Below are 11,333 nucleotides of genomic sequence, written 5' to 3'. Positions count from 1 at the left end.
GGGTGGTATCCGGCGCCTCGGCGCCGGTCCGGTAGGCTTCCTCCACCGCCTTGTGCAGCAGGTAGGTGGCGCGCTCGGGCCCCACCCGCTCCACCACCACGTCGACGGCTTCCTGCCACTCCCGGGTTTCCTGTGGATCGAAGTCGTTGTAGTTCTCGAAGCCCATGGATCGTCTCCCTTGGTGATTGGCTCTGGCTTGTTGTTGTTGGCGATCACTGTCAGCGCTCGGTCTGTGCCTCGACCACGGCGAAGGCGCTCATGTTGGCGATGCCCCGCGCGGTGACCGTGCGGTTGAGTACATGCACCGGCTTGGCGGTTCCCAGCAGGATCGGCCCCACGGAGACGCCGTTGCCCAGCACCTTCAGGGCGGAGAAGGCGATGTTCGCCGCGTCCAGGTTGGGCATGATCAGCAGGTTGGCCTCGCCCTCGAGCAGCGAGTCGGGCAGGATGCGCCCGCGCACGCCCATGGAGAGCGCCGAGTCGGCCTGCATCTCGCCGTCCACCACCAGGTCCGGGGCGCGCTCCCGGATCAGCGCCAGGGCCTCGCGCATCTTGCCGGCGCTGGCGAAGTCGGAACTGCCGAAGTTGGAGTGGGAGACCAGGGCGGCCCGGGGGGTGATGCCGAAGCGACGCACCTGCTCCGCGGCCAGCAGGGTGATCTCGGCGATCTGACTGGCGTCGGGGTCGTAGTTGACGAAGGGGTCGGCGATGAACAGGGTGGTCCGTTCGAGGATCAGCAGCTGCAGGGCGGCAGGCGTGCTGACCCCCTCGCGCAGGCCGATGACGTCCATCACCAGGTCCAGGTGCTCGTGGTAGGTGCCCACGGGGCCGGCGAGCATGGCGTCCACCTCGCCGCGGTGCAGCAGCAGCGAGGCGAGGATGGTGGAGCGGCTGCGGACGCGCTTCTCGGCGGCCTCCGGGTGCACGCCACGCCGCCCCATCAGCTGGTGATACTCGCTGGCCAGCGCAGCGTAGTCGGGATAGTCCTGGGCGTCGATCAGCTCGAAATCGACGCCGGGCTTCACCGGCAGGCCCAGCTCCTCGATGCGTGCCTCGACGACCGCACGGCGGCCGATCAGCAGGGGCTTGGCATAGCCCTGACTGACGCAGACCTCCATGGCGCGCAGCACGCGCTCGTCCTCGCCTTCGGCGTAGAGCAGGCGTAGGGGGTTCTGCCGCGCCCGCTCGAACACCGGCTCCATCACGTTGCCGGAGCGGTAGACCAGGCGTGACAGCGAGCGGGCATAGGCGTCCAGGTCCTCGATGGGGCGAGCGGCCACGCCGCTCTCCATGGCGGCCTTGGCCACCGCCGGCGGGATGGTGTCGATCAGCCGCGGGTCGAAGGGCTTGGGCAGGATGTAGTCCGGGCCGAAGGTCAGCGCCTGGCCGCCATAGGCCACCGCCACCGTCTCCGGCACCGTGGTGGTGGCCATGTCGGCGATGGCCTTGACGGTGGCCAGCTTCATCTCCTCGTTGATGGTGGTGGCGCCGCAGTCCAGGGCGCCCCGGAAGATGAACGGGAAGCACAGGACGTTGTTGACCTGGTTGGGGTAGTCCGAGCGTCCGGTGGCGATCACCGCATCCGGGCGTACCGCCTTGGCCTCCTCCGGCATGATCTCCGGGGTGGGATTGGCCATGGCCAGGATCAGCGGGCGATCGGCCATGGTGGCCACCATCTCCGGCTTGAGCGCCCCCCCGGCCGAGAGACCGAAGAAGACGTCGGCCCCCTCGATGGCATCGGCCAGGGTGCGGGCCTCGGTGGGCGCCGCGTAACGCGCCTTGTAGGGATCCATGTCCTCGGTACGGTCGGTGTGGATCACGCCGCTGCGGTCGCAGACCAGGATGTTGTCCTTGTTGACCCCCAGGGAGACCGCCAGGTCCAGGCAGGCCAGGGCCGCGGAGCCCGCGCCGTTGCAGACCAGGCGGATCTCGCCGAGCTGCTTGCCCACCACCCGCAGGCCGTTGAGCAGGGCGGCCGCCGAGACGATGGCGGTGCCGTGCTGGTCGTCATGGAAGACCGGGATCTTCATCCGCTCGCGCAGGCGCCGCTCGATCTCGAAGCATTCCGGGGCCTTGATGTCCTCCAGGTTGATGCCGCCGAAGGTGGCCTCCAGGCCGGCGATGATCTCGATCAGCTTGTCCGGGTCGCGCTCCTCGATCTCGATATCGAACACGTCGACGTCGGCGAACTTCTTGAACAGCACGGCCTTGCCTTCCATCACCGGCTTGGAGGCCAGGGCGCCGATGGCCCCCAGCCCCAGCACCGCGGTGCCGTTGCTGACCACGGCCACCAGGTTGGCGCGGGCGGTGTACTCGGCCGCCAGCAGGGGGTCGCGCTCGATCTCCTCGCAGGCCGCGGCCACCCCGGGCGAATAGGCCAGGGACAGATCCCGCTGGCTGGCCATGGGCTTGATCGCCTGGATCGCCAGCTTGCCGGGGCGGGGGAATCGGTGGTACTGCAGGGCGCTGTCGCGCAGATCTTCTGCCATGTGCTTTGCCTCTTCTTCTCGCTTTCACTCGCGGCGACAGCGGCCTCGATGACCGCCTTGCCGATCGCCTTCTCGAACTGTTGCCAGTCCGGTTCCACTGGCCAAGCCACCCTTGCCTTGGCGCCGCACTCGGCTCGATACGCCTTAGGGCAATATAGACCCCAACGATTAACGGTCAATTAACGAATATTGGGTGCCACGACATCGTCGTCGATGTCCTCGCCGTTGAGGGGGCTCTTCGCATGGCGGTGTTGCTGACTGCGGTCATGGTGGTGGGCGTCACGCGTCGCGTGGGCACCGCCAGGGTTCAGCAAACCCTGCACCGAGATAAACGGAGTGCAATATTCTCAATGAGATACTGGAGATTGATGCGACTTTAGTCGCAAAAGAGGAGGCCGAAATTGGCTGGAGACCGGCACAGTTCGGCGGATCGGACAGGCGGAATCCCACACGCCGAGGGGAGAGACGCTCCCCACCCGGGTCATGGCCTCGCGTCAGGGTCGGCACCAGCGGGCAGCGCGCCTCGTGCGGTGTGGATTCCCACACACAGACGGCAGCGCCACTCCCCCCCCGAGTCAGGGTCTCGCGGCAGGGTCGCCACCCGCGGGAATCAGATGGCGAGCCAGTCGTCGCCGCGGCGCCGGGCCTGCCCTTGCCGCTCCAGCTTGAGCAGATGGGCCAGCGCCGAGCGCGCCGCCACGCCGAGTCGCGCGGCCCTCGGTCAGGATGGGGTGGTCCTCCGGCAGCGGGCGGCCCGGAACGCAAGCCGCCTCAGTGCAGGCCATGCGCCGGCACCAGGTTCGGCAGCCAGGCCGGTCCCGCCATCACCAGCAGCCCGAGCAAGATCAGCGCGCCCCCGACGGGACCCACCAGGCGCTGACCGTGGCGCCCCACCTTCTCGTAGAGCATCAGGGCGGCCAGCGGGGCCATCCAGGCCAGGTTGGCGATCCCGACCGCGAACATCACCAGCATCAGCGCCCAGCAGCAGCCGAGGCAGTAGGCGCCGTGGCGCACGCCCAGCGCGAGGCCGCCGGCCAGTCCCTGGCGGTAGTGGTTGAGCAGGAAGGCCCGCGGCGCTCGGCACTTGTCCAGGCAGCGCGCCTTGAGGGCGGAGAACTGGAAGGCCCCGGCCAGCACCAGGGTGCCGCCGGCCAGCCACTCGGGCCGATGGTGCAGCCAGTGCCAGTGCGCCGAGAGCCCCTCGAGCAGCGCCATGGCGACCAGCGCCACCAGGCCGAAGGCGGTCCAGACCGCCAGGTAGCCGGACAGGAAGCTCAGGCGCGCCAGGCGCGGATGCGCCTGGCCAGCCGCCACCCGGCGATAGAGGCTCACCATGGGGAGGGTCGTCGGCAGCATCATGGCCGCCACGTGCACCTGCCAGGCCACCAGGAAGAGCGCCAGGCTGGCCCAGACCGCCATCCCGTCGACCACCAGCCGGTGGTGGTGCACCCACTGCACCTCGCCGGTCAGTTCGGCCGCGATGGCCAGGCCCCAGGCCAGCAGGATGACCGCCACGAGCAGCGGCGCGCGCCCCCAGGCGGGACGCGCTGCGACCCCGGCACTCATGGCCGGTGCTCCATCATCCAGCGGGTCTGGATGGTGTTATGGCCGTCGAAGGACCACTCCATGCCGTGCTGCGGCAGGCTGACCCGATAGCGACGCGACTTGCCGAGGTAGGCCGGCGCGCCCTTCACGGTGGTAAAGGCGCTGTCGTGCAGGGTCGCGGTGGTGCCATCCGGCGAGGACTGGATCGGCGCGAAGACGGCCTCGAGCATACCCTCGGCCTCCAATCGCCCCTCGGCCTCGCGTGCCTCGTGGGTGATCGCCACGCGCTCGACGGCGACCAGCTCGCCGACCAGGCCCGCCAGGTCGGCCAGCGGGCCGCCCAGCTTGCCGCCGAAGGCATCCAGCAGGGCCTCGACCTGTGCCTCCTCGGCGCACTGGTCGACCAGCAGCACCGAGCGCCAGCCGCCCGCCAGGGCGTTGCCGGGAATGTGGGCGACGTTCACCAGGGTCAGGCCGGCGACGTCGACGCCCCGGGCCTCGCCCTTCTCCAGGTGGAAGGCGATCACGCCGAAGCACTCGCCTCTGTCCGGGTCCTCCCCGATAAAGCAGGGACAGGGCACCGCGCAGGAGCAGATCTCCAGCATGGTGCCCTCCAGGCGATAGCCCTCTGTCGTGGTTGTCGTGTTCATGATGCACCTCCACCAGCGCAGGATTCGGGATCCCCCGCGTGGTGGGATGTCGTGAGCGATCACGGCACCGGCCACGCCGGGGCACGCTTGCTCCACAGGCCGCCTGGCGCGGCCGGGTCCCTGGCAACCGGGCGCCACCGGATCAGGGCGCGCGGGTCGCCGCCGAGAAGGTGAAATCCAGCATCCGATCGAGGGGTGCCGGATCGCGCAGCAGGCGACTGCGCAGGGCAGCGCCTTCCCAGCAGTTGAGCAGCAGGTTGGCCAGTTCTCGGGGGTCGGCGTCCGGGGGGATCTCGCCCCGCCGGCGGGCCTCCTCCAGGCAGGTGGCGAGGCGGCAGCCGATCTCGCTGAAGCAGGCCTCGATCCGGGCCGCGAAGGTGGCATTCACGCCGGAGAGCTCCTGGCCCAGGCCGCCCAGCATGCAGCCCATGTAACCATCCCGGCGGTACTTCTCCCGCGACAGCTCGAAGAAGCGCCGCGCCCGCTCCAGCGGCGCGAGTCGGCCGTCGCCCAGGGAAAGATCCAGGCCTCGGTGAACCTCCTCCATGTAGCGGTCGATGACCTGCAGGGCGAAGTCCTCCTTGCTGCGGAAGTGGTGATAGAAGGAGCCCTTGGGGATGCCGGTCTCCTTCAGCAGCGCCTGGATCCCCAGGTCGTTGTAGCCGTGTTCCAGCAGCAGCCGGAGCCCCGCCTCGAGCAGCCGTTCGCGGGTCGTCGCCATTCGCCCTCCTCTGGACTGACCGGTCTACTCAAACCCTAGCCCAGCCTAGGCCGCTGTCAAGGCGCAGCGGCGAGACCCGCCCTCCGGCGGGCCCCGCCGGCCCGGCTACTCGTCCACCACTACTCGTCCACCACTACCTGAAAGCCGCCGTATATCAGCCGCTTGCCATCGAAGGGCATGGGATTGACGTCCGGCTGCAGGCGCGGGTCTTCCATGATCTTCGGCATCGCCCGGTCGCGCACCTCGCGGGAGGGCCAGACCAGCCAGGAGAAGATCACGGTCTCGTCCGGCCGGCACTGCACCGCCAGGGGGAAGGAGGTCAGCTTGCCCTCGGGCACGTCGTCTCCCCAGCACTCCACCATGCGCAGCGCCCCGTGCTCCTTGAAGACCGGCACGGCGGCGCGGGCGTGCCGGATATACTCGTCGCGTCGTGCGGTGGGCACCGCGGCGACGAAGCCATCGACATAGTTCATGGGGTCTCTCCTCCGGTTGGGGGCCAAACGGCGCCGTCTCGGGCACCGCCTCGCGGATCGAGCGCCGCTCGTCGCTACCGAGGCACTCGTTGGCGGGTTACCCCCTTGAGTCGTGTGGGCTCGGCGGAAATCGACAGGCGCTGTTTGGTAAGGGTTCGTGCACTTGCCCCGCGGCATCATGGTGCGGCCCGGCGTTCGACCCGACGGCCGTCGGGGTGGCGGGGCCAGCACCCCTGCCGCAGCGTCCCGAGCGGGACAGCGACCGGGGGATGCCACGCCAGGGCCCGAGGTGCGGCTATAGTGACGACACCACCCGTTGCGCCTCAGGGGGCCCCATGCTCGAGTTCTACAACGACCCCACCCTGCCCGCCCCGCTCTTTCCGGGCACCCACCTGGTGATGGACGACCGCTACGCCTTCCTGTCGGGGCTCACCGCCGTGGACATCCAGGGCGGCGAGACGGTGCTCGGCGACATCGACGGCGAGACCCGCCTGGTGCTGCGACGCATTCGTCGCATGCTGGAGTCGGTCGGCAGCGGCCTGGATCAGGTGGTGCGGGTCGACGTGCATATCACCGAGCTGGAGGAGATTCGCCGCATGGACGCCGTCTACGCCGAGTTCTTCGAGGCCCCGCGCTACCCCGCCCGGACGTGCACCCAGTCGCCGCGCCTCTACGGGGGCGCCCGAGTGGAGATCACGGTGATGGCGCGGCGCCCCTAGAGGGTGCCGCCCTCTTCGATGCGGTAGCCCAGGTCGATCACCCGCTCGCCGGGCGGCTCGCCGCGGAGGCGCGCCAGCAGCTCGCTGGCGGCAAGCCGGCCGATCGCCTCCCGCGGGGTGATCACGCTGGCCAGCCGCGGCGCCATCACCTGGCTCACATCGTGACCGTGGAAACCGGCGATGGCGATCCGCTCCGGCACCGCCACGCCGCGGCGCAGGCACTCGAAGTAGGCACCCACGGCCACGTCGTCGTTGGTGCAGAAGATCCCATCGCAGTCGGGGTGGTCACTGAGGATCTCCCCCATCAGCGCGGCCCCCACGCTGTAGGAGGAGCGCTGGGTACGGCGCAGGGTCAGCGGGGCCAGCCCATGGGCCTCCATGGCCTGGCGATACCCCTGCTCGCGCTGGCGCGTGCGCTCGTCCAGGCGCACCGCCAGGTAGAGGATCCGGCGCCTCCCGCGGCGGACCATCGCCTCGATCATCTCGCGGGCCGCCGCCACGTTGTCATAGCCCACCGCCTGGTGCAGCGGCGGCGTGAGCGAGTCCATGATCTCCACGGTGGGAATGCCGGCGGTCTCCAGCATACGGCTGCTGCGCGAGGTGTGGTGGCTGTCGGAGAGGATCACCCCGTCGACGTTGTAGGAGAGCAGCGACGCCAGGCTGCGCTCCTCCAGCTCCGGGCTGTAGCCATAGTGGGAGAGCATCAGGTGGTAGCCCGCCGGTTCAGTGACCGCCTCGATGCCCACCAGCACGTCGGCGAACACCTGGTTGGTCAGCGAGGGCACCAGCACCCCGATGGAGTGGCTGGTGGAGCGGGAGAGCAGGTCGGGCGCACGGTTGGGAATGTAGCCGACCTGCTCCGCCGCCGCGAAGATGCGCTCCCGCAGCGCCTCGGAGACCGTCGCGGGGTCCCGCAGGCAGCGGCTGACGGTCATCTTGGTGGCGCCGACCCGGTCGGCGATGTCCTGAAGCGTAGGGCGTCGTTTCTTCACGGGGCAGCGCGATCCCTGATGGCGGGTGGATGATGGGACGAGAGGATGGTGGACAAGCAGCCCACCATAGCGGACTTCGGCCCCGGAATCATGCGTGACCCCCTCCCGGTTCAGGTGGCGGACCCGGCGCCGTGGCGGCGCAGGAAGGCCGCCACCAGCGCCCCGGGCGACTGGCTGATATCCAGGGTGATCGCCTCGTCGTCGCCCGGTGGCTCCAGGTCGGCGAGCTGGCTGTCCAGCATGGCGTCCCCCTTGAAGAAGTGCCCCTCCCGGCTCGACAGCCGCTCGCGCAGCTGCGCGCGGGTGCCGTCGAGGAAGAGGATGGCCAGCCCCGGGTCTCCCCGGCGCAGGGTATCGCGGTAGCGCCGCTTGAGGGCCGAGCAGCCGACCACCAGGGGGGCCTCGCGCGCGCGGTGCTCGGCCAGGAAGCCCGCCAGTGTCTCGAGCCAGCCCTCGCGGTCGGCATCGGTGAGCGGGATGCCGCGGGCCATCTTGTCGATGCTGGCCGGCGAATGGTGGTCATCGCCGTCGATGAACCTCGCCCCGATCCGCTCGGCCAGCAGGCGCCCCACATGGGACTTGCCCGAGCCGGACACCCCCATCACCAGGATTCGTTGTGTAGTGGTCACATCCAGTCCCTTGTTCAGTTGCCGCGCACAGCGGCCAGGTCGGGCAGCCAGGTGACGATCCCCGGGAAGGCGATCAGCAGCACCAGCACCACCAGCAGCGTCGCGTAGTAGGGCAGCATCGCCCGCACCAGCGACTCCATGGAGACCTTGCCGACGCCGCAGCCCACGTAGAGGCAGGTGCCCACCGGCGGGGTCAGCAGGCCGATGCCGAGGATGAAGGCCATCAGCACCCCGAAGTAGACCGGGTCGACCCCCACCGAGGTGACGATCGGGGTGAGCATCGGCGCCATGATCACCATGGCCGGGGTCAGGTCCATCACGAAGCCCACCACCAGCAGCAGCGCCGCGACGATCAGCAGCAGCAGGAAGGGATCCTGGGTGATCGCCTGCACCTGACGCACCAGGGTCTGGGGCACCAGGTTGATGGTCAGGAACCAGGCGATCACCGTGGCGAACGCCAGCAGCAGCAGCACCATGCCGGTGAGCCGGGCGGTGCGGATCAGCATTCCCCACAGGGCGCTCAGCGGGAACTCGCGATAGACCACCAGCGAGATGAACAGCGAGTAGAGCAGCGCCGCCACGGCCGCCTCGGTGGCGGTGAAGACGCCGCCGATGATCCCGCCGATGACGATCACCGGCAGCACCAGGGCCAGCCAGGCGGCCTTGAAGGCCTGCCAGAGCAGGTCGAGGCGGAAGCGCCGGGTCTGGCCGGCGTGCTGGATGCTGGCGATGATGAAGGTGGTGAGCATCAGGCCGGCGCCGATCAACAGCCCCGGCACGATGCCAGCGATGAACAGCCGGCTGATCGAGGTCTCGGTGACGATCCCGAACAGGATCAGCGGGATCGACGGCGGGATGATGATGCCGATCACCGAGGAGACGGTGTTGATGGCGGTGGCGTGGGGGGCCGTGTAGCCCTGCTGCTTCATCGAGGGGATCATCATGGCACCGGTGGCCGCGGTATCGGCCACGGCGGAGCCGCTGATGCCGCCGAAGAACATCGAGCCGGTGATTGCCACCTGGCCGAGCCCGCCGCGGATGAAGCCGACCAGGGCGCCGGCCAGGTCCATCAGGCGCCGGGCGATGCCGCCGTGGCTCATCACCTCGCCGACCATGATGAAGAAGGGAATGGCCAGCAGCGGGAAGCTGTTGACCCCGCGAATCGACTGCTCGATGAGGATCGACAGCGGGATGTCGGAGAGCAGGGCCAGCACCACCGCGGCCACGCCGAGGCCGAAGGCGATGGGCAGACCGATGACGATGGAGGCAAACAGGATGCCCAAGAAGATCCACAGCATGGTCAGTCTCCTCCTTCGCGAGCGTTACCCCCGGCCAGGGCCGGGTCACGCAGCAGGCGCAGGCACTGCCAGGCCCGCCACAGCGCCACCGCGCCGATGAAGGCGGCGCAGAGCACCAGCGAAACGTTGATCAGGTTCCAGGGCACGCCGAGGATCGCCGTGCGCCCGGTGGAACGGGTCAGCACCAGGTAGCCGCCCCACAGGATCACGCCCATCAGGCCGGCGATGATCAGGTGCTGCAGCAGGTAGAGGGCATGGGCGGCGCGCGGGCGCAGGCGGCGCACCAGGAAATCCACGGCGATGTGCTCGTAGCGGGCGAAGGCCGCCGCGGCGCCGATGAAGATCAGCCAGATGAACAGCATGCGCGCCAGCTCGTCGGCCCAGGGCAGCGAGCGGTTGAACAGCGAGCGGCCGACCACATTGGCGGAGACCGAGACGATCAGCGCCACCAGCAGGGTGGCGATCAGGTGCTCCATCGCCAGGGTGGCCCAGCGGAAGAGCGCCGGGCCGCGGCGGGCCTGGGTGTCGATCTCCAGGGGCGCGCGGTTGGGGTCGTCGAGGTAGGCCTCCGCCTGGTCGATCGCCGCCTGGATATCGGCGGCCTCGGAGGGGCGGGAACCGGGGGGAACAGAGGATGGCATGGGGGCTACTCCAGTGGCCGGGGCGGGAGACCGCCTGGCTCGGCCGGTCGGTGTGCTCCCGGCCCGCCGGGTGGCGGGCCGGGCGGGGGGCTAGGCTCAGTCGTTCATCGACGCCTCGACGATGGCCTGGATCTCGGCGATCAGGTCCTCGCCGATGCGCGGGGCCCACTCCTCGTAGACCGGCTGCACGGCCTCCTGGAAGGCGGCGATCTGCTCGTCGTCCAGGCGGGTGATCTGCATGCCGCGCGCCTCGAGCTGGTCGCGCGCCCAGTCATCATACTCGGTGGAGAGCTGGATCTCGTACGCGGCCGACTGGCGGGCGGCCTCCTGGACCAGTTCCTGGTACTCGGGCGCCAGGCGGTTCCAGGTGCGCTCGGACATCATCATCACGAACGGCGTGTAGACGTGGCGGGTCTCGGTGCCGTAGTCCTGCACCTCATGGAAGTTAGAGGTGAGGATGGTGCTCCAGGGGTTCTCCTGGCCGTCCACCACACCCTGCTCCATGGCCGAGAAGAGCTCGCCGAAGGCCATCGGCGTGGGGTTGGCGCCCAGCGCCTGCCAGATCGCCAGATGCACCGGGTTCTCCATGGTGCGCACCGACAGGCCGCGCACGTCCAGGCCGGCGACATCCTCCGGGGAGGATACCGGGCGGGCGCTGTTGGAGAGCTGGCGATAGCCGTTCTCGGAGAAGGTCAGCGCCTTGATGCCGGTGCCCTCGAAGGCGTCCAGCATGGACCGGGCGACATCGCTCTCCATCACGGTGATGGCCGCCTCCCGGGAGGGCAGCAGGAAGGGCAGGTCGAAGGCCGCCAACTCCGGGACATAGGTGGTGGCCGCTGAGCTCGAGGGGTAGGTCATGTCCAGGGTGCCGGTCTGCAGCATCTCCATCATCTGCACGTCGTCGCCCAGCTGGCTGTTGGGGAAGATGTTGACGCTGATCCGCCCGTCGGTGCGCTGGCTGAGGATCTCGCCGAAGTACTGGCTGGAGAGGTACTGGGGCGAGGTCTCGGCCAGGCCGATGCCCATGCGGATGGTATGGGTGCCGTGATTGCCGACCACCTCGCCCTCGATGGCGGGCGGCTCGGACAGGTCGGGCGACTGGGCCTGGGCGGCGAGGCTGAAGCCCAGGGTCAGGCTGGCCGCGCCGGCCAGGGTGAGGGTGCTGCGCCGAATAAG

The 11,333-nt window shown here is 69.4% G+C and carries 12 protein-coding genes; 1 reads left to right on the top strand and 11 read right to left on the bottom strand.

The features are described 5' to 3' along the window. Nucleotides 1-218: 218 nt before the first annotated feature. The 6 genes from J5F18_RS10370 to J5F18_RS10345 form a co-directional block, all read right to left on the bottom strand. Nucleotides 219-2,489 (bottom strand): NADP-dependent malic enzyme, encoded by a 2,271-nt coding sequence (locus J5F18_RS10370; protein WP_346298576.1) that lies wholly within the window; start codon nucleotides 2,487-2,489, stop codon nucleotides 219-221. Between the two features lie 610 nt (nucleotides 2,490-3,099). Then, the gene (locus J5F18_RS10365; protein ID WP_346298575.1) at nucleotides 3,100-3,189 is read right to left on the bottom strand and encodes a hypothetical protein; all 90 of its coding nucleotides are present in this window, start codon (nucleotides 3,187-3,189) and stop codon (nucleotides 3,100-3,102) included. Nucleotides 3,190-3,260: 71 nt separating this feature from the next. Next, on the bottom strand, nucleotides 3,261-4,055 hold the full coding sequence (locus J5F18_RS10360; RefSeq protein WP_346298574.1) for a DUF2182 domain-containing protein: 795 nt from the start codon (nucleotides 4,053-4,055) through the stop codon (nucleotides 3,261-3,263). Continuing rightward, nucleotides 4,052-4,684, bottom strand: a complete 633-nt coding sequence (locus J5F18_RS10355; protein ID WP_346298573.1) for a DUF1326 domain-containing protein — start codon at nucleotides 4,682-4,684, stop codon at nucleotides 4,052-4,054. The genes J5F18_RS10360 and J5F18_RS10355 overlap by 4 nt, the downstream gene beginning before the upstream one ends. 142 nt (nucleotides 4,685-4,826) lie before the next feature. Then, the gene (locus tag J5F18_RS10350; protein ID WP_346298572.1) at nucleotides 4,827-5,405 is read right to left on the bottom strand and encodes a TetR family transcriptional regulator C-terminal domain-containing protein; all 579 of its coding nucleotides are present in this window, start codon (nucleotides 5,403-5,405) and stop codon (nucleotides 4,827-4,829) included. Between the two features lie 119 nt (nucleotides 5,406-5,524). Then, complete coding sequence (locus J5F18_RS10345) at nucleotides 5,525-5,878, bottom strand: DUF1428 domain-containing protein (RefSeq protein WP_346298571.1); 354 nt, start codon at nucleotides 5,876-5,878, stop codon at nucleotides 5,525-5,527. A gap of 335 nt (nucleotides 5,879-6,213) precedes the next feature. Here J5F18_RS10345 and J5F18_RS10340 point away from each other — a divergent pair, with 335 nt between their 5' ends. Further along, nucleotides 6,214-6,597: a RidA family protein gene (locus J5F18_RS10340; protein WP_346298570.1), complete on the top strand. Its 384-nt coding sequence runs from the start codon at nucleotides 6,214-6,216 to the stop codon at nucleotides 6,595-6,597. Here J5F18_RS10340 and gntR read toward each other — a convergent pair. The 5 genes from gntR to J5F18_RS10315 all read right to left on the bottom strand — a co-directional run bounded on the left by gntR (nucleotide 6,594) and on the right by J5F18_RS10315 (nucleotide 11,330). Further along, nucleotides 6,594-7,589 carry a gluconate operon transcriptional repressor GntR gene (gene gntR / locus J5F18_RS10335; protein WP_346298569.1) on the bottom strand — a complete coding sequence of 332 codons (996 nt, stop codon included), beginning with the start codon at nucleotides 7,587-7,589 and terminating at the stop codon, nucleotides 6,594-6,596. The genes J5F18_RS10340 and gntR overlap by 4 nt on opposite strands. 110 nt (nucleotides 7,590-7,699) lie before the next feature. Next, nucleotides 7,700-8,218: a gluconokinase gene (locus tag J5F18_RS10330; RefSeq protein WP_346298568.1), complete on the bottom strand. Its 519-nt coding sequence runs from the start codon at nucleotides 8,216-8,218 to the stop codon at nucleotides 7,700-7,702. A gap of 14 nt (nucleotides 8,219-8,232) precedes the next feature. Beyond that, a complete protein-coding gene (locus J5F18_RS10325) occupies nucleotides 8,233-9,516 on the bottom strand; it encodes a TRAP transporter large permease (protein ID WP_346298567.1) in 1,284 nt (427 codons plus the stop codon). Nucleotides 9,517-9,518: 2 nt separating this feature from the next. Beyond that, nucleotides 9,519-10,157, bottom strand: coding sequence for a TRAP transporter small permease (locus tag J5F18_RS10320; protein WP_346298566.1), 639 nt, complete (start codon nucleotides 10,155-10,157; stop codon nucleotides 9,519-9,521). 96 nt (nucleotides 10,158-10,253) lie between these two features. Continuing rightward, the gene (locus J5F18_RS10315) at nucleotides 10,254-11,330 is read right to left on the bottom strand and encodes a TRAP transporter substrate-binding protein (protein ID WP_346302213.1); all 1,077 of its coding nucleotides are present in this window, start codon (nucleotides 11,328-11,330) and stop codon (nucleotides 10,254-10,256) included. Nucleotides 11,331-11,333: the final 3 nt, after the last annotated feature.

The organism is Halomonas sp. BM-2019 (genome assembly GCF_017584085.1).
This window is presented reverse-complemented; position numbering and strand designations above follow the sequence as displayed.